This is a genomic window from Anaerovorax odorimutans DSM 5092 (genome assembly GCF_000426305.1).
GTDB classification, from domain to species: domain Bacteria; phylum Bacillota; class Clostridia; order Peptostreptococcales; family Anaerovoracaceae; genus Anaerovorax; species Anaerovorax odorimutans.
The window spans coordinates 17,088-34,106 of sequence record NZ_AUFC01000030.1 but is presented as its reverse complement, the minus strand read 5'-3'; the positions used below and the strand labels follow the sequence as shown (position 1 = coordinate 34,106).

Sequence of the window (17,019 nt, the reverse complement as noted above, 5' to 3'; positions counted from 1 at the left end):
CCTGCCGATCTGCTAGTTTTAACTGGAATTGGGGCTCCTATATCCCAAGTATTTGTTTTTGTATCATAAATTTCCACAGTATTCGTATTATATCCACCTATCGCATAAATATTATCATTAACCACTGCTACAACAAAAGTTCTTTTTCCTGTGGGCATAGATGCTTCTTCCTGCCAGCCTGTTTCACCATCCGCCCAGGCGCTTATCCCCGATATACTTAATACCATACATAAAGTTAAAAAAATTGTTAATAATCGTTTCATTTCTTCCTCCCTTTTGTTACTTTATTTGTTACAATATAATTTACTAGAATATATTACCATTTAAGTAAATTATATAACAGTCTGTTTTTCCATATTTTTCTATAATATAATTGATTGTTTAGGGTGCTTTTTCTTTAAACTAAAAAAGCCAGCTGAGTATTATCTACTTAGCCGGCTAACATGATTACTAATGTGGTATTAATTTATTTTGGTTCCTGATATGTAACAGCATTAACGCTGTCAGAAATGCCTTTAGTAGTAGGATCTACTAAAACTCCTAAAGCTACTAAAAGATTAAGTCCTGCCGATATATACTGCATTAGCATATCTTCTGTAATAGGTGTAGTTATACCTATAATACCCAATACCTGATATACAAATGAAATTGAGCAAGTAAGTAAAGCGATTAAAGTAGCTTTGTTTTTAAATCTTAGTTTCCAGTTAATTTTCATTTCTTTTGTCCCTCCTGTCGACAACTTCATATTTTCTCATTTCTTCCACTAATTTCGTAATGGTCCCGTTACCGCCAAGGCTATGGTATTCCACATACATGGCATTCACATTTTCAAGACCGTGCAGCGTTATGACTTTATCATCACAGTAATGGTAATAGGCTTGCACAATGCGATCTCTTAACAATGCTTGTATACCTCTGCTTTGTGCCTCCTGCTCTGCTTTTATTGCTTTAAATTTATTAAATATCTTTTTAGCTCCAAACATAATCATTGTAAAAATTGCCCCAAACCCTACCTCGATCCAATATTGCGCAATCCAATTCATAGGCACCCCCTTACTTCTTACCAAGCTTCTCAAATACTTCTTTACCATACTTATAAGCTGAAATATAATTTATAGTATTTAACTGATAATCCTGTGAATTGCTTGATTCCAGCATTTCCTTGAATAGATCTTCTGCATACTTATACTGTTCAAGGTATGCCATTGTGTTATCATTAAAGCCGTACTTAGCTTGTACCTTCTTGTAATTCTCGGAATGTGTCTTAGGGAAAGAATAGCTTTCAAAATCCTCATACGTGGCATTATAATACTGCATTGATTTACTATTACTTTCTATCCAGCTAAAATGTAAATGTACTCCTGTACTTTGCCCTGTAGTTCCTGTTATGCCAATCTGCTGTCCTTCCTTAACAGTTTGTCCTGCTTTAACACTGAAACTTGTTAAATGATAATACAGTCCGTAATGGTTTAGGCTTGGATACTCCACATAACAAAAGTTACCGCCGTATCTGTCCTGGCTTACTTTTCTTACTATACCATCTGCTACAGCATAGCAAGGTACTTTCTTACCGCTTGTACCGTAATCTACGCCATTGTGCCCTTCATGCTTTCCAGTAACAGGATTAATTCTGTAGCCGAATGGACTGGTTATGTAATGAGCTGCTTTTAATAATTTATCTGAATTCATTTTTTTACCTCTTTTCTTTCTTTGTATTAAAAAAACAGCCCTTATTGGCTGCCTTGAAACTAATTAATATTTATTCTGTTATGGCACTTTCTGTACTGCCTGCATCTGTGGTTTCTGTGCCTGTATCTTCTGTAACCTCTTCTGTAGTCTCTTGTACTGTTGGCTCAACTGCATTTGTGGCTATGTATTCAACATCTTCATTAGTAAGAATACCTTTTGCTAAATAATCAGTTGCTTTCATAGCGGTAAAAGGCAGACTTACCTGTCCTGTTGTTACCCCTTCCACCATGTTACTTTTTAACCATTCTCTTAAATCAAACATTATATTGTACCTCCTAAGGCAATAACTGCCTGTGTTAAATCTGAAATAACTTTATTAATATCTGCCACGTACTCCACATCAAAACTAGGAATAATTAAATCTGTACCATAGACTACCGTTGTACCTAAATAGGTTTGTTTAAGGGAGTTTAGAACTGTTTGGGTGTCTGCGTGGAGGGTTGTAATAGTTGGCTCTCCTAGTTGGTAGACTACTGTAATTGGATTGGATTGTAACCATTCCTTAAAGCCTATTCTATCTTCTGTCGCAAGACGTGATTTATTTATATAAATACTTATGAGCCTTTTATCTATAAAACAACATTCAGTATTAGTGGAATAGCCGTTCTCAGTCATAAAATAATCGCAAAGTAAGGGTGCATCAACGGAACTAAGATTAGGTTTTGCATATGAAATTAGAGTTACAAATCTTACTGTATCTGTATTCTCTGATGGATACAAAAGCCAATTTTCAATACCATCAAATACAACTTTTCCAGTGTTTCTTTCAACCTTCCATGACCCATCTGCATCCTTAAATATCCTATCCTCTGCCACAACGGTGTCACCATCTTTAATATTCCTTAGTGGCTCCAATGTGCTTCCTTCGGTGTCTTTTAATTCTAGGGTGTAATCTGCTCCGGCGTATGGGGAATATTCTGTTGCTGTGTCTCCTATTTCTAGTTGTGGATAAATTATTACATTATCGATAGTAGCACCTGTTACAACTGTTAAAAGAAGAGTATAATACCCATCTTGTTCAATTGCAAAGGTTGAAATTGGGTATGTAGATGATATGGTCTCCTTAAACAAAACGTTCCCATTAAATTCGTCGTATATTGTAAACAATAAAGGTAAATTTTCACCTAATCCTTTCATAGAAATTGTATATGTGCCTTTAGATATTCTTCTAATGCTATCTACCGTATTTGAAACAAAATAGAAGTAAACATAACCTGTAGCAGTTCCGTTTATAGTAATACTTCCATCCCCGTTATCTGTAATTGTTATGCCCTTAACAGCTTTTGTAGTAGTAGAATATGGGTAAGACATTAAATTTTTCCCACTGCTTTTCACGCTAAAACTCCCACTCTCCCCAACACTTTCAATCGTAGCTGGATTATCAGGTGAAATGTCCTGTTCAGGGTCGGCTGGGGTTACGACTGTGTTCCCCAGTATATCTAATTTAGGGAACGTTGACTCTGCTGTAGATAGATTAAGGATCTCTCCGCTGGATTGTTTAATTATGGCGTTGGAATATCTTAAATTCGATTGTGTTTTTGTATACCTGTCTGCTATATCTGCAGCGTTGGTGGTTATTTGTGTCTGCAAGTCTGTGTCTGCTGTTTCTCTTGTGGTTGCTTCTGTGGTTAAATCTGTATTTAATGTGTTTATATTTTCCGCATTAGTTGTAATCTGCGTTTGTAAATTTGTGTCTGCTTGCCCTCTATTGGATATTTCTGCTGTAATCTGCCCTTGCAGATCTGCATCTGCATTTTGTCTATTAATAACTTCTGTATCCACATAGCTTTTATTAGCAGCCTGTGTGTCTGCCGCGGGCGTATTAACTTCCACAACACCGGTAAAAGTTTTATCTCCTGTTATTTCTTCTGTTCCTGCCAAATGTACAACCTCGCTATCGGTTGCCATGCTGCCTAGTTTACTGTCTATCTGTGCCCCTGTATAAGAACCTTTATATATTACCGTCATGTTAACCTCCTAATAATAAATAATTACGCAGCCTTGAGCTCCACTGCCACCAGAACTGCCAGAACCGCCAGAACCACCAGAACCTGGCCAAGCATATTGACTCTCCGGATGATAGCAGTCGCCGCCTCCGCCGCCTCCGCCACCTCCGTTACCTCCGTTACCGCCTCCGCCGTATACAGTTGCATTTTTACCGTTTATTGCATTTGCGCCACGTGCTCCGTTACCACCAGAAGCGTATCCATCTCCACTGTTATATTCTACACTACCATCTAAACCTCTACCCCCATTGCTACCAGCAGCAGGACCGCCGCCGCCACCACCGAAACCTACAATTTTAGTGCCGTTAACACGCATAGAATTATCATATCCATTTTTACCGCTCCAATAAACTTCACCATCGTAAACTAGGTATTCTTGATTATTACCTTTTTTTCCATCAATACCGCTGTCCCCAGTTGTTGCATACCGTTCAGCTGTCATTGTGTCAATATATTCTCCTGCAGCTCCCGAGTTAGATGTAGCAGCTCCAAAAGTTGTAGCTGTGCCGTTTTGTCCTGCTGCGCCACCTGCCCCGATGACTGCGGCTATAGTTTGCCCCGGTGTAACTTCAATGGTGGTATCGAAAATTTTACCTCCGGAGCCGCCAACTCCGCCTTTGCCTCCGGAGCCACTAGCTCCAATACCCGGAGAACTCGTATTAGTACCTCTGGAACCGCTTCCTCCATTTGCTCCTGCTATTCCTCCACTGCCACCACCAATAAGTACGGCTCTAATTTCTATAACACCATTTGGAACTGTCCAGTTACCACTTGCAGTTACAACAACTCTGTTTTTATAACCTTCCGTTATGCCCAGTGGTACATAATCCACTAAAAACTCTGTTGCTGCACGCATAGTGTTGCTTAAATTAAAGTCTAGGCTCTGTATAGCAGCACTTAAATACTCTGTACTGTATGGGTGGATTGTTTGTACCATGTTGCCAGTACGTTCTTGCTCTATTAGAACATCTTGACTAACAGTTTTGTTACACCTTGCATAATAATATAATCTTTTTGCAACAAAACTGCTGTTCATTGCGGTAATAAGAGTGGCATTTGTAACAGTGTAAGTCTTATCTTCAGGTGTATCTGTTACGGTCCCTTTTGTTACTATTTTAGTAACATGCTGGTATTTCTGTCCTGTTAAAGTAACATTTCCGCTACCTTGTATTTTTGCATAATTAACTCCGCTTGCTAGAATAGTGCCGTTAGTACAAACAAGGTTATGCGCCGGTTCCTGAAAGATAGTAGTTCTTATATCTGTGAAGGATTCTTTTAATAATGTAATTTCTTCTGTAATCGGTGTATAGGCATGTTCTGTAACTTGTACGGCAGTAATTTGTGTATCTTCCGTTGTTTTACCACTTTCAAATGTACGTTCCGCACCAAAAGTCCCCTTATTTGTACTATCTAAGACGGTAAAATTTATGGTTCCGTCTGTATTCCTCTCTATTGCGGCACCGGTAGCAATTAAAACTTGCTGTAGGTTTTCTCTTTTGGTTGCGTATGGGAGATAACCATACATTTTAATAGCTGCTACACCTTCATTTATTGTGTATGGGATATCTCCCATTATAGAAGAAATAATATCTCCTGTTGTCTGCCCTGTGTACATACCTCCAAAGTGGTAATCGTAATCCAATAAAGTTATATAGGATTCTGCATAGATAGAATACAAATTAATACCAGCCTCTTTAATTGTCCCATTAAAAAACACTCCCATAACTTCACCATTTCTATAAACGGTAATAGGAGTGTATCTTGTTATTGTAGGCTTGGTATTACTTTTAATTTCTGCCGTTAGGGTGTCGATTGCTAGTTGGTCTGTTAAAAGTCCTGTTTCAAAGTGCAGCTGTAATGTTTTAATCTGGCTGCCACTAAAAGTATAAGTTCCAAAGGTTAATGTGTTTAAACTCTCTTGTCCATTTTCTGTATCTGTAAAATAATCATCGCTACTGTATATTCCTGTTTTGGTATAAAAATTCTCATCATCTGAAGTTGCAAATTCTAAACCATCTGAAGTAACAAACTGTATGTAATTACTATATGCCACTAAATCACGTCCTTTCGGGTGCTGTTGCACTAAAATCTACCTCTAAACCACCCCATTTGTTAATATTACCGCTCATGTAGGTTAAATTGTCCCTTACTTGTGTAATATAGGCATTAAATGTAAGCGTATTTTGTCCATATGGTATTGTAATAGAATGGCTATCTACAGGAGCTGTTAAGGCATAATAAAGCCTGTCATATTGCTCAATATTGTCCTGCTCTATCTGCATGGAGTAATTATAATATGTCCCTACAATTTCTCTATTCATTGCCCCCGATTTAAACCGGTCTGAATTTAATTCTAAAACCTTACCTTTACGCTCCAGCTTTTTAACAACTGCATTGAATCCAACACCATCTATAGTAAATACTCCGTTGCCTGTACCGGCTCCAATAGACCAGTTTTCTCCGTAATACCTTTGCGGCTCCATTGCTGCAGCTGTAAATATTAAATTGTTCCAAAGATTCTTACTGCCCATGTGCATAAGTTCGTCATCGGCTGTATTTATATAGGCATCAAAGTCTAAAAATCCTTGTCCAAATGGTACGCTTACAGGATAACTCTCCACAGGCGCGGTTATGATCTCGTATAAGTTGTCATAGTCTGTTGCGTTTTCAGTCTTAGAGGACACTTCAAATTCAAAGTTATAGATTGTCCCCGTCACATCTCTTACAACATTTCCATTTTTTAACCTTCCTGCGTTATCCCCTGTTAAGATAGTTGCTTCTCTTTGTATGGATAGGACAGATACATCGTATTCAGTTCCATTTATAACGAAAATACTGTTCATATTACGTTACCCCGTTTATAAGTCTCGTGCCTCTGCGCCTTGAGATTCTTTGCTGGTTGTTGTATATAACTTCTCCGTCTAAATTAACTGTGGCATTCAGGACTATATCACCGCCACTGTTTACTCCTCCTGATTCCTGCATTACTTCTCTAACTCCTTGCTTTATTGTAGATAATGGTGCTTCTATATTGGTACCGCTTTTTTGGTCTCCGAGAATGGCAAGGAATTCGCTATTAGGTGGAATTACGGTACCTGTTGCTAATTTAGGTATTGCGGAAGAATATTGACTTGAATAATTACTTCCACTTGGAGTGCTTGTTTTTGCTTTAGCTTCTGCTGATTTTATTGCAGCTGTCATCGCAACAATACCAGCAATAATCGCAACAGCTGCAATTCCAAGTGACCACGCTGACTGCAAAGCACCTACTGCAATTGCTGCACTAGTTGCGGCAATAGTAAGCGCCGCAAGAACAGCTACAGCCTTTTCAACCCCTGACATATTGCCCCATGCATTTATAAGCCTTTCAAGCATTTGCACGAGTATCAGCAGGACCGCCGCCGCAATTGCTATTCTTCCTATAGGACTGCCTAAAGCTTTACCGAATGTTGTAAATGCGGTTGATAATCCCTGTACCATACCAGTAATATTTTTACCCACAAGATAAGTTGTAAGTCCTGCCAAAAATCCTAAGATAATATTAATAAATGTTTTTGTTGTTTCGGGATCTCTTTGCATTACTTCAATAAGCCCCCCTAAGACCTCTGTAAGAGACTGAACAATTGAAACAACTCCTTCTAATATAGGTGCACCGACTATCTCTAAAAATCTATTCCACTCTGCTGCCAAGTTTCCTGTTACAGTAATCCAATTATCTTGTTCTCGTATTGATTGATCCACCGCTCCATTTAATTCGTAAACTTCACTTATTTTATCTAAGATCAACCACTGCTTTTCTGCTTCGGTTAATTTGTCCCAGCTCTTACCGTACTCTTTAACAGCTCTTGCACTTAATTGTGTTGCACTTGTAAACACACCAATGGATTCGCCAGCTTCAAAGTTACCTTTCATAAGGCTGCTTATGCTTGCTGTTGCAGTTTCTAAACTTACATCATAGAAAGCGGCTGCATCCGCGGCGTTTTTTGTTGCGGTAGTAGTCGCCTCCAAAGCGGTTGTCGCATCCATTCCTACACCTTTTGTCTGCGCTCCAAATTGGGAAAATGAGCTCTTTAATCTGTCAACATGTATGCCAAGTTCTTCCGATTGTTCGTTAATGGCTTTTAATGCCGCTCCGCCTTCTGAACCTTTAAAGACCTGTTCAAACTGAGCGTCCATAGCTTGCAAACTCGCTGTTGTTTCAATTATTTTTTGCCCAAAATTTTTAATTGCGTTAATACTGAATGCGGCTATAACAGCTTTACTAAGTTTATCAAAAGAATTAGACATTCTTTCGGTTTCATTTTCTACGCTGTTCGTTCCACGCTCAAAGCCGTCTGTGTTAACGCTTGTGTCAAATATTAATGACCCTGCTATAGTTCCAGCCATATTCTCACCTCTTTTTTGCAATAAAAAAAGCATCCTGTTAAGAACGCTTTTGTTTATTTTTTGTTTATTTGATTAATTCGGAGAAGGAGTCCAGTCTACGGTTAGGCTATTTGCATCAGTCAATTCCTTATCACCCCGATATTTCACATATATGTAATTGCCAGAACTTATATCTACAGTATACTCTAAGTCTTCCGCTCCCCCTACAATTGCTACACTTTCATCTTCTTTAAGTTCACTTCTATTGTTACGCGGAGTTTTTGATGCGTAGATTTCCCAAGCAGCCACCTTTCTTAGGTCAGACAATCTTTTATTGTAAAAATGATATATGCCCGGCTTAAAAGTATCTCCCTCAAATGGAGCGTCTACCGCAAAGCAGTAATCGCCCTCAGTGGACCACATTATTATCTGATCGGGCTTAGGGGTTCTGAAATGCGCATAACAAACTGTAACTAAACAAATTAACAATATTCCTGTAAAAACAATTATAAACTTTTTCCAATCAACAGGTTTCTTCTCCATAACTCCCCCTCCAAATGGTATATTTTACTAAAAGTATACCAATAAGTACGATATTATTCAAGCAACTTATTGAATTTATCGTATGCCTCCTGCTCTTCCTGCGTAAGCACAATCTTATGTTTTAACTCTGCAATACCTCTGTTTTCTGCCCACCATTCTTTATCAATCTTGCTTTGTTTGCCTTGCTTTCTTATTTTGCGTTGGTGTATAAGTGCAGAAAATGTGCACTCCTTACATTCCATTAAAGCACTTGTAAAATCCCACCAGTGCAAATAATTTAAGCTCCTGCAAGATACTCCGAGAGTAATATCCACAGCACTTATTATATATTTTGCGTCCTGTTCCCAAGAATAGAGCCTGCCGTAATTATTATTTTGTTTTGTTTCTGTTTCTCCACCATTTAAAAACCATAGTGCTTTGTCTATGGCTTCGTCAAAGTGCTCGTTTGGTACGGCTTTTACAAATAAGATGCCCACCATTATAACAAGCTTTTCAGCATTAGACAGGTCTTCCCTCTCAAATACTTGCATAATACCAAAGCAGGGACGAAAATCGCTATTTATATCGCAAATCTCGCCCCCTAAGTTTAAAGTTTTAGGTAATGTCATAAAGTCCATTATTACTTACCCCTTTGGCTTATATTTATTTATAACTTCTTCTATTTTTGCATTTCTTTCTTGCATTTCTTTGGAGATAAAAGGCATTAATGCCATTAAGAAGTTAATAAAAATGCACTCTCCGTTTTCGGTTATGGCGGTAGTGCAAAGATTACCGAAAACCATATCGGAGGTACCGGCTCCAAATATTAAATCAAGTTCAGATCTAAAATGTTGATCCAGCTCTAAATCAATTTTATTTTTTTGCTTTATGTTTTCTAATTCGTTGTCACTTTTAAATTCTTTATTAGAGAATTCTTTTAGTTTTTCACTAGCATTTGTTATCAGCTGTAAAAAACCGTTAGCAATATTTCCGTCAGAAGGATTAAACCTCAAAATCCTGCTCTGATCTCCCTGTATAGCCAATTCCATCATCCCAGTATTATAGTTTAAATCTTGCATTTACTTTCCTCCTATTCTGCAACAAATGCCTTTGTTGTAGGGTTAAATGTACCCTTAGTTCTTTTGCCTGTAAAATGAATGTTGAATGGTATCTGAAAACCTTCAGTATTGCCACCGTAGGAAGTTACTTCAATAAAGGCTTCCTCTTGATATGCCGGATATGCTCCACTTACTTCAGTCCCAAATATATCCACGTGCACAACATCGGCCTTAAGGTCATCTAATGTTTTTTCGTCGTCTATAATGGACTTGAGGAATGTAAACAGCGCCGTCCCTGAATCTGCTTTATAAGGGGACACGCTGGAAGTTTTTTCGTAACGATCTATTGTAATACTGTTCTCTCCTAAAATATTAGATGTCTTACTTACATTTGCGCCCATTTCAATATTTAATTCTTCCAAATCTTCACCGAGCACTTCATAACTTGCTGTAGATTCGGGAGTACAATTTATAAAAGTCTTAAATAACTCTCTTTTTATTTTAGCCAATTCTTATACCTCCTTTTTATAATTAAGTTTTATTTGTACCTGGTAAATTCCCGTATTAAAATTATCCTCTGTTTCTAGCATTAAAATATTAGATACTATTATTTCCTCTACTGTATATCCTATGGGCATTTCAGGAAAATTCTGATCGTCATTTTGCTTGTCTATCCAAGCAGAAAAGCCTTCTAAAAATGTATGTACTTCTTGCCGATCGGTTTCACCTGCTATATATTCTTTGGCATAAAAGGCATAATCGTTAGAATACTTTTTATTGCCGAGTATGTCTGTGGATATTTTAGAGTTGCCTGTTGGTGTTATTGCATAATTTGTAGGATTTTCTTCTGTAATATCTGTATTAATTTGCTCTATTGTAATCCCTGTTTCGGTTTCTTCTACCATTTGCAATATCATACCGTCATAGGTCAATAGAAAGTCTTGTAATGCTTTTAAAATACTCATCTACTCTCCCTCTTTATAATCTTTGCAGCACCTCGTAAAATCTGGTCTTTCTTATCCGCCTTCATACGCTCAAACCAAAATGCACCCCGTTTAGGTGCTCCATGGAAAGTCAAATTATTATCTGTAAGCTGTTTTGGTACACGTCCGACCATTACTTTGCCATAATATAAATATCTTGCATATGGTCCTTCATAAACAACACTACCGCTACCGATTACAGTCCCTAAGATTCCTAATTTCTGTAACATTCCGGATTGCATAGGTACGTAAGGATTAGATAATCTTAAAACCTCACTGTCGATAAATTTTTGTGTTCTAGTAAATGCGGTTTCTATTTGTGGCTGAAAATTAGGATTCCATTCTAATCTAACATTTCCACCTTTAGTCTTTATTACCTTGCCTCTTGGTGTTTCTATCTTCATTTTCCTGACACCTCCCAATGATCCATATCCGTACCAAAGTTTCTAGTATCAATATTGTTTATGGTAAGTACGTCATCGAACTGCAAAAGTTCTTTACTGCTTTTAATGACCTCATAGTCAATCGCTCCAAGTATGACAATATCTTTTGGCTGTAATGTCCAATTAGTGGATTTATCTGTTAATGCAAGCCATTCTTTAGATTTAAGATAGGTTTTATCTGCTGTAAATGGGATTATAAGAGTAAGACCGTCCGCGGCTGTTGAGCCAGTTTTGCGCATTACCGCGCCTTTACTGCTATCCCAAAATACGCCGCTTATAACTTTGCGGTGGTACTGTCCCGAGGAATCCTTATTGTAAATTGTAACTGTATGTGGAAACATTACATGCCACCTCCACAGTAAAGTAATCCTGTCAACGCAAGATACATCTCAGCTGCATCATAAAGCTTTTGATCATAACTTTTTCCTGAAGTTTTATACTGTCTTGACCAGGATCCTACAGATTCAGATGTAATTTCTCCACCTTCCCTCTGCTTAAACATCACATCAGCTACAGAACAACACGCATCTTTTACCTCATCAGTTACAGCATTTTTAACCTTATTAAATGTAATCCTATTCAAATAGGCAGAAGCCTGCCGAGACACACTATTAAAGTCTGCCTCGGATATATTTCCGCCATAAGTATCTTTATAATAAGTATAATCAGCGTAAGGCATTTACCTCACCCCTTTCAAAGCTACGCGTTCTTATGCAAAGTAATATCTTTTGTTACTGCTGCAGCTGCTACAGTAATTGTTTCAGTAACTGTCGTATAGCCAGTTTTCTTAATCTTTGCTGTATATGTGCCTGCTCTTAAATTAAACACTGCTGTTCCATCAGTTCCAGTCTTTAATCTCGCACCATCTACCTCAACGTAAGCTCCATCAATTAATACTGGTTCAGCAGAATCATCTTTAACTGTAAAGGTTACTGTTTGTGTTGTAACCGCAGTAGGTGGTTCAAGATATGCAAACATACAACCGGTTCTATCAGAATCCATACGTGTTGCAGGATTAGGAAGAGCCCACCCCATTCTAAATACAACTCTAAGTGCAATCATATCCTGCTGAGCAAGATTATAAATAATTTCTTTAGTTGTTGGATCCTGAATAACTCCCTGATCTAGAATCTTAACTGTTATATCTTGCCTAATAGCATATACAGCTTTTTTAAAATCTCCAACTACCAGCTGCGCAATTGATGTGTCAAAACTTCCGTTATCAGGAAAATAAAGAGGTGCTCCATCTAAAGCATATTGTGTAGCCCCTTGCATATCACTCTTAAAAATAGGGTGCCCATCATCATCTTTAATGCCCCTGAGCTTTGCTCTCATGCCCATTGCCGCAAGTCCACCGTTTACCATGTATCCATCTTCTTCAACTTTTGCAATAACACCACCTTCACCAAGTAAAGTGTCATATTTCACAGTTGTTCCTGCTACATTATTTCCTGCTTGTCTCGCTCTGGTGATAATATCCGCATCCCAGCTTGCAGGCTTATTGATACCAAAAACAACAGCCTGGTCAACTCTAAGTCCCATCGCTTCAATAACTCTTGGTTGAACTTCTCCCATAATGTCAAAGCTTGCATCGTCCACTACTGCTTCCGGAATAGGTACGATTACGGCTAATTCTTCAGCTGTAATATAAACATTGTCCCAAGCTTGCTGAGAAGTTTGCTTAAATCCAGTATCTCCATTTACCCAATATGCCATAGGTAACATGTCAAGTACTGGTATTCTAGTTTGTTTACTAGTCATGTTAGGCAGTTTTTTTGCAAGCCCCATAAAAATTGACTGCTTAGGTATATCCTGCTGGATAGTGTTAATTAATTGCTCTTGTATTAGAGCCTCTGCTTGTTCTCTTAAAATTAAATTTGGCATAATTTATTTACTCCTTTCCAAATAAAGACCTAAAGGCCGCATTAGCCTCGTCTTTTTTATCATTAACCATTTCTGCACCAGTTTGTCTCATTCCGGTGCGTGTTTGCACTGGCGGTGTTTCTACTGCAAATAAATGTGGGTTGCTTTCTTTGTATGGCTTGGTAATATCGTCAAGTCCAATTGGTTTACCGTCTGCCCCAAAAGCAAACTTCTCAACCCCGCCATGCTTAAATATTAGATATTCTGGATCAACTACTCCAGATGCTTTTAATGCATCTTTCAAGCCATATTCTTTCTGCAAGTTTTCTGCTTTTGCTCTCTCCGTTGCAATGTCGGTATTGTACTTGGTTTCCCAATCAGACACATCCTTTTTGAGTTTTACAACGTCAACACCGTCAAACTTACTTACAGATTCTTTTAAATCTTTAATTGTTTGATTGGCGGTATTAAGTTCGCCAACCTTTGCCGTCGTCTTAGCTTTTTCGGCTTCGATATCTTTTCCGTTCTCAGCCATGATTTTAGATATAACTTCCTGCTCTAGTCCAAGCTCCTTTAAAAAATCCGTTTTCATTTATATTTCTCCTTTCCGGTTAGGCGTTTTAGGAGGTCGCCAGCTCCCGCCGTTCTGCTGTTTTAGGCTTGCAGATAAGCCAATTTTGATAATAAAAATAAACCTTTTAACGTCATGTTTAGGACGAGATAAAGGATTATTTCCTCAAATGAGTATAAAAATACCGCCTGCATTTGCAAGCAGCTTATTCCATTTTTTTTGGCTTTTCATCTAATTTTTCAAGTTTAGCCCATGCTTTTTTGGACTTTTTTAAATGCTCATTGTATCGCTTTTGTTCTTCCTCTTGTGACAAGCTATAGTCTGGGATATATTCATCAGGCATCAGTATTTCTTTCATTCAATTTCCCTCCTGTAGTTCCATTTAAATTTTTTAGCAATAGCTTCATTAATTTCATTCGAATGTTCTTTCCAAGTCGCTGCTGTATCTCCTGTCTCAATAAATATCTTATAATACTTATCATGTGTTTTATTTTTAGCCTCTTCGTACTCCTTTCTTATCTCATTCATAGAAGGTCTGTCGCCTTCTCCTATTTCAAGATAATACTTCGTCCCATCATGCCCAATAACTCGCATCTCTTTAACTGCTTTAAAATGACAAGCTATGTTAATATCTTCAGGAGAAAAAGCAGAGCTTTTTGGGTGATTGTGCAAAGATATTACTGTATTTTCTTTTGCACTCATCAAATAATCTATGGTTTCCTGATTGATAGCTACGCTGTCTTTATTGCCTGTAGCTACCTTTACTACTTCCATACCATTAGCATCAAGCCATAATAAGCATTCATTACCTGTCTTTTTACCGTGATCTACCGCTTTATTAAAAGCCTTCTCAAAGTTTTGATCTGCATTATCTTTAAGTCCAACTTTATTATTATCTATTATACTACCTTTGCCGCTTTTAGAAGCACTATTTTTTATACTTGCTGATACTTTCCCCGCTTGGCTCTTACCAAACTCGGGAATTTGTTCCCTTTCAGTCTGGCGTTTTAACCCTGTTTGCTTTATAAAGTCCTTCTGTGTACGCTGCCATGCTGAAATCTTGGATATTGATTCATCCGTTGGCATACCTACAGCTTCCATACCTGCATACTCACGCTTCCATTTTCGAATCTGACGTTCTATATGCCGTTGTCTTTGTGTTGCCTCATATTCCGTCATGGCTTGCCCGTTATAGGTGTAGTTTTTGGCATTCATTTCTTCTAGCTCAGCTTTATTGTAAGCCGGTTCAGAGATACCCTCAAAATACGGGAAAAAGTTATGTCTGCAATTCCACCCACAAAGGCCCTCACCGGTGCCATATCCTGTAGATGAAACAAAATCCGGATATTTCGGATGCTTACCACTTCGACTAAATATCTTACCCTGCCATAGTTGATGTTCTGGTCTTGCCCCTGCATGAGCAGTGGTCTCTACTAAGTCACTTCCCATCTCATCTGCTCTTGCCTCTTGAAGTTTGGCTGCAGTTTGATTAACTCCTGTTACAGTTGCCCTTCTTACAGCTACTTCCATGTAATCAATATGCCCACTAGAATATTGAACGGTAGCAACACCCTTGGAGGCTAAGTCTTTAACCACCATCCTTATTGAGCTATTGTAATCAAAAGCCCCGGAAGTAATCTGCATATAAATTCTATCTAATGCATTTTCAAACTGCTTAGTTGCTGTATTAGCTGTCGTTCGGGTTAAGTTTTCAAATAAACTATTAGTTTTCTTTATCCCTGCTGCAAGAGTCAATTGCATAGCTGGGTTAGAATCAAGCGGTGTCGGTGTTTTTCCTGCTTTTCGGTATATTGAATCATCATGTTTCAGTGTTTCGGCTCCTGCCTCTTTTATGAGGCTTTCAAGCTGTTCTTTTGCTATACCAGTTGTAGCTGTTAGTTTTTTTAATATCTCATCGTATAGAAGCCCCATGTCTTGAAGTTTTCTAAATTGGTGCTCTGCAGAAGGTATAAAAAAATCGTAGGTTGTTAATCTACGAGCAATATCAATTATAATATCAGTTTCAGCTTGACTATAAAGGTCGACTAGATTGTTAGGGAGATTATCTATGTATGTAGGTCTAAGCATTTAACCAACCCCTTAAAAGTTCATTAAACCGTCGTTTGATACGTCTTGTGTCACCATCTTTTGTGCCTGTTCTTCGGTTTCCCCCAAGAATTTAACTCTGTATTCCCACTTTTGTCTTACTCCATCTCTGATTTCCTGCAAAAATCGCATTTTTTCAGCATTTGAATCCTCAATTATGCTATCATCAAAATTGATTGTTATGTCAAGCTTTGTAGTTAGTCCTAATAATGACGCAATAGCTGTTACCATATCAAATAAAGCGCTTTCCAAAATGATTTCATGCTTTTTTAGATTCTGATACAAGTCTGATTTTTCAGATATGACCTCCGTTGCAGTTTTAACCTGACCGTTTTCAAACTTATATCTGTCATTACCCATTCCGCATTTTTTAGATAGTAATGCAAGAGCTTTGTCCATGCCTTTATCATGGTCGTCTGCCCTGATCTGCATGTTTATTTCTTGCAGTTTCTGCTCTGCATCTTTGCTGGCTTGCATCGAATAAAATTCTGTGTCGTTATCATCGAATATTGGTGTCATTGTCCCATCATCTTCCATTAACATTTGAGACATTGTGATAGGCACCATTATTCTTTTTTTGCCTAGCCTGAACTCATTACAGTACGAATCATAGACAAGGTCACAACCCTCTAACTGGTCTATGGCATTGGCATAAATACTTATTCCCATAGAGCAGTCTAAGTCTACATTATTAACTATGTTAGGTTTTATAATCTGAAACAGTGGTACGCTAGAGCCTGTCAATACTTGTTCTGCTACACCGTCAGGCAAGTCCGTTGGTGTTAAATTGTTACCGTTGCGGATAAACATTTTATTTTCGATAACATAATTACCTTGTTCGTTAAGATGATGTATATTGAGATAAACTTTTTTATTTTTTCCCTCTATTTTTTCACTTGCAAAAGCACATTCTTTTATTATTCCATTGTCCCAAGATAACGGATAAATCATTCCTGCTCTTATATAGTCAATAATTACTTTATCACCATCTTTGTATTCAACCAATGCGCCTGTTCCCATAGCAAACGCAAGTTCTATTAATTGATTCCCTCTAACTCTAAAATCATTCTCATCAAGCACTCCCCATATTGCTTTGTTAATTGTATCTTCTCCGGCTGTTATGATAACCTTTTCATTCAGCAGCAAATTTGCCCAATCTTCTGACACCGTTTTGCCCATGCCAAGAGTTTTTCGAGTACGGTTTACTTTTTTTCTGCCATTATATTGTCTATAGTTGTGAAAAGTATTAACTTTGCCCTTATACCATTTTTGCCACAAAGTTATGTGCGAATAATAAGTATCGTCAATAGCTATATAGCCTTGATTTTTTAAATATTGCGTTATGGCTTGCAA

General features: G+C 37.8%; 22 protein-coding genes. All 22 read right to left on the bottom strand.

Annotation, left to right across the window (positions count from 1 at the left end; genetic code table 11):
* A partial coding sequence (locus K292_RS0110895; protein ID WP_027399863.1) for a kelch repeat-containing protein occupies window positions 1-263 on the bottom strand: 263 nt, incomplete at its 3' end.
* A gap of 203 nt (window positions 264-466) precedes the next feature.
* Window positions 467-715 (bottom strand): phage holin, encoded by a 249-nt coding sequence (locus K292_RS0110890; RefSeq protein WP_027399862.1) that lies wholly within the window; start codon window positions 713-715, stop codon window positions 467-469.
* Entirely contained in the window at window positions 705-1,043 is a 339-nt protein-coding gene (locus tag K292_RS16895) for a hypothetical protein (protein WP_051280670.1), read from the bottom strand. Before K292_RS16895 ends, K292_RS0110890 begins: the two co-directional genes overlap by 11 nt.
* Before the next feature lie 10 nt (window positions 1,044-1,053).
* Entirely contained in the window at window positions 1,054-1,689 is a 636-nt protein-coding gene (locus K292_RS17970; protein ID WP_051280668.1) for a M23 family metallopeptidase, read from the bottom strand.
* Window positions 1,690-1,759: 70 nt separating this feature from the next.
* Window positions 1,760-2,011: a hypothetical protein gene (locus K292_RS17965; RefSeq protein ID WP_027399861.1), complete on the bottom strand. Its 252-nt coding sequence runs from the start codon at window positions 2,009-2,011 to the stop codon at window positions 1,760-1,762.
* Entirely contained in the window at window positions 2,011-3,717 is a 1,707-nt protein-coding gene (locus tag K292_RS0110870) for a hypothetical protein (protein WP_027399860.1), read from the bottom strand. The genes K292_RS17965 and K292_RS0110870 overlap by 1 nt, the downstream gene beginning before the upstream one ends.
* Window positions 3,718-3,726: 9 nt before the next feature.
* Window positions 3,727-5,808: a glycine-rich domain-containing protein gene (locus tag K292_RS0110865; protein WP_027399859.1), complete on the bottom strand. Its 2,082-nt coding sequence runs from the start codon at window positions 5,806-5,808 to the stop codon at window positions 3,727-3,729.
* Window positions 5,809-5,812: 4 nt separating this feature from the next.
* A complete protein-coding gene (locus K292_RS17960) occupies window positions 5,813-6,598 on the bottom strand; it encodes a hypothetical protein (protein ID WP_051280666.1) in 786 nt (261 codons plus the stop codon).
* A 1-nt stretch (window position 6,599) separates the two neighbouring features.
* Window positions 6,600-8,141 (bottom strand): hypothetical protein, encoded by a 1,542-nt coding sequence (locus K292_RS0110855; protein WP_027399857.1) that lies wholly within the window; start codon window positions 8,139-8,141, stop codon window positions 6,600-6,602.
* A 72-nt stretch (window positions 8,142-8,213) separates the two neighbouring features.
* Window positions 8,214-8,663, bottom strand: a complete 450-nt coding sequence (locus tag K292_RS0110850) for a hypothetical protein (protein ID WP_027399856.1) — start codon at window positions 8,661-8,663, stop codon at window positions 8,214-8,216.
* Between the two features lie 53 nt (window positions 8,664-8,716).
* On the bottom strand, window positions 8,717-9,280 hold the full coding sequence (locus K292_RS0110845) for a Gp15 family bacteriophage protein (RefSeq protein ID WP_027399855.1): 564 nt from the start codon (window positions 9,278-9,280) through the stop codon (window positions 8,717-8,719).
* A gap of 6 nt (window positions 9,281-9,286) precedes the next feature.
* Window positions 9,287-9,721, bottom strand: a complete 435-nt coding sequence (locus K292_RS0110840; protein WP_027399854.1) for a hypothetical protein — start codon at window positions 9,719-9,721, stop codon at window positions 9,287-9,289.
* 11 nt (window positions 9,722-9,732) lie between these two features.
* On the bottom strand, window positions 9,733-10,209 hold the full coding sequence (locus tag K292_RS0110835; RefSeq protein WP_027399853.1) for a hypothetical protein: 477 nt from the start codon (window positions 10,207-10,209) through the stop codon (window positions 9,733-9,735).
* A gap of 3 nt (window positions 10,210-10,212) precedes the next feature.
* A complete protein-coding gene (locus K292_RS0110830) occupies window positions 10,213-10,665 on the bottom strand; it encodes a hypothetical protein (RefSeq protein ID WP_027399852.1) in 453 nt (150 codons plus the stop codon).
* Entirely contained in the window at window positions 10,662-11,087 is a 426-nt protein-coding gene (locus tag K292_RS0110825; protein WP_027399851.1) for a minor capsid protein, read from the bottom strand. Before K292_RS0110825 ends, K292_RS0110830 begins: the two co-directional genes overlap by 4 nt.
* The gene (locus K292_RS0110820; RefSeq protein WP_027399850.1) at window positions 11,084-11,467 is read right to left on the bottom strand and encodes a DUF6751 family protein; all 384 of its coding nucleotides are present in this window, start codon (window positions 11,465-11,467) and stop codon (window positions 11,084-11,086) included. The genes K292_RS0110825 and K292_RS0110820 overlap by 4 nt, the downstream gene beginning before the upstream one ends.
* On the bottom strand, window positions 11,467-11,805 hold the full coding sequence (locus K292_RS0110815) for a head-tail connector protein (protein ID WP_027399849.1): 339 nt from the start codon (window positions 11,803-11,805) through the stop codon (window positions 11,467-11,469). The genes K292_RS0110820 and K292_RS0110815 overlap by 1 nt, the downstream gene beginning before the upstream one ends.
* A 20-nt stretch (window positions 11,806-11,825) precedes the next feature.
* Window positions 11,826-13,010 (bottom strand): phage major capsid protein, encoded by a 1,185-nt coding sequence (locus K292_RS0110810; RefSeq protein ID WP_027399848.1) that lies wholly within the window; start codon window positions 13,008-13,010, stop codon window positions 11,826-11,828.
* Window positions 13,011-13,017: 7 nt separating this feature from the next.
* The gene (locus K292_RS16885; protein ID WP_051280664.1) at window positions 13,018-13,581 is read right to left on the bottom strand and encodes a phage scaffolding protein; all 564 of its coding nucleotides are present in this window, start codon (window positions 13,579-13,581) and stop codon (window positions 13,018-13,020) included.
* Window positions 13,582-13,765: 184 nt separating this feature from the next.
* Window positions 13,766-13,918 carry a hypothetical protein gene (locus tag K292_RS18695; RefSeq protein WP_156900529.1) on the bottom strand — a complete coding sequence of 51 codons (153 nt, stop codon included), beginning with the start codon at window positions 13,916-13,918 and terminating at the stop codon, window positions 13,766-13,768.
* Window positions 13,915-15,648 (bottom strand): phage minor capsid protein, encoded by a 1,734-nt coding sequence (locus K292_RS16880; protein WP_051280660.1) that lies wholly within the window; start codon window positions 15,646-15,648, stop codon window positions 13,915-13,917. The genes K292_RS18695 and K292_RS16880 overlap by 4 nt, the downstream gene beginning before the upstream one ends.
* A gap of 12 nt (window positions 15,649-15,660) precedes the next feature.
* The gene (locus K292_RS0110790; protein WP_027399847.1) at window positions 15,661-17,019 is read right to left on the bottom strand and encodes a phage portal protein; all 1,359 of its coding nucleotides are present in this window, start codon (window positions 17,017-17,019) and stop codon (window positions 15,661-15,663) included.